This is a genomic window from Moorena sp. SIO4A1 (assembly GCF_010672065.1).
In the GTDB taxonomy this organism is placed as follows: Bacteria; Cyanobacteriota; Cyanobacteriia; order Cyanobacteriales; family Coleofasciculaceae; genus Moorena.
This window is the reverse complement of sequence record NZ_JAAHHX010000764.1, coordinates 1-1,382: the sequence shown is the minus strand read 5'-3', so window position 1 is coordinate 1,382 and position 1,382 is coordinate 1. Positions and strand designations below refer to the sequence as shown.

1 protein-coding gene is annotated in these 1,382 nt (G+C 40.5%); it reads left to right on the top strand.

Annotated features, from left to right (window positions below; genetic code table 11):
- Positions 1 to 310: 310 nt before the first annotated feature.
- Positions 311 to 1,129, top strand: a complete 819-nt coding sequence (locus tag F6K53_RS42725) for a phytoene/squalene synthase family protein (RefSeq protein ID WP_293086659.1) — start codon at positions 311 to 313, stop codon at positions 1,127 to 1,129.
- The last annotated feature ends 253 nt before the right edge of the window (positions 1,130 to 1,382 follow it).

Sequence of the window (1,382 nt, the reverse complement as noted above, 5' to 3'; positions counted from 1 at the left end):
CGAATCACGAATTGTTAGTCATTTCAGTTGATTGAAGCCGACTAATTACTGAGGTGTCAAAGATACTTATTGGCTTAGTTTTCAGTAAATGCGCCTTGTATTCCCTATTTCCGTATTTACCCAAACCCTTATCACCCAAAATCGTTAACTTCTTGCATTTTGAAACATACCTGAAGTGCTTAGGGGGGCGAAACCAAGTAAACTTCGTAAGTCCTCTTGAGAAAAAATAAATATAAATTCAATATTTATGAGTATTTATCCTTTAAAATTTATTAATATCATATAAAGCGACGATGAGAATAGTAAAGTCATGCAACTATGTAAAGATGCCTTAGGAATTCTCAAAGAAACTAGTCGAACTTTCTACATTCCAATTAGTTGTTTACCAGGAGGGTTACAAGAATCGGTTGCTTCTGCATACTTGTGTATGCGTGCAATTGACGAAATTGAAGATAATTTTGAGCTTGATAACCCTACCAAGGCTTCACTGTTGCGAAAAATTAGTTTCGGTCTACAAGGTATAGGTAATGGATTCAGTGCCTCGGAATTATCTTTAGCCTTGAGTAAGCACGAACAGCCACTTCCAGAAGTAAGCATTCGGATTGGTGAATGGGCAATGCTAGCACCGGAAACCATTGCACCTCGCATTTGGGAAGCTAGCGCAGCTATGGCAGATAGAATGGCAGCTTGGGCTGAATGCGGTTGGGAAATTAATACAGAAATGGATTTGGATGCTTATACTTATAGCGTTGCCGGGTCTGTAGGATTGTTACTTTCTGATTTATGGGCTTGGTATGATGGTACCCAAACTAACCGTAGTTATGCAGTTGGTTTTGGTCGGGGTTTACAAGCAGTCAACATTCTACGTAACCGCTCTGAAGATTTGACAAGGCAAGTGGATTTTTTTCCCAACGGCTGGAGCCAAGAAGAGCTACACAAATATGCTCGGAGAAATCTCTCTTTAGCTGATGCTTACACCAATGCTCTCATGAAGAATAGTCCAGCCAGAAATTTTTGCCAAATTCCCCTAGCATTAGCTCATGCCACCCTTGATGTTTTAGCCCTCGGACAATCTAAACTAACCCGCAGTGCAGTGATGGGTATTGTTGAGCAATTAACAACTAAGTAGATCGGTATAAAAGTGTTCTATTCTATTAGGAATAGATAAGCGATCGCTCAAGAACAACACACTGTCATTTTTTTTGCTGAGCTTCAATGGGGGTAAACCCTAGATTGTGTAAGGCTTTCAGTGACTGCGATCGCCATCTTTGTCAAAAATGCAGCAATAGCGCTTCTGATATTGAGTACAACACAAATCAACTTTACGGGCGCACACCGTGCGCCCAATTGCTTATGGTCGATTACATCAGACCTAGTTGTTG

What these genes read in the sequence shown, in the direction of transcription:
- F6K53_RS42725 (WP_293086659.1), top strand. Translation starts at nt 311, where the DNA reads ATGCAACTATGTAAAGATGCCTTAGGAATTCTCAAAGAAACTAGTCGA.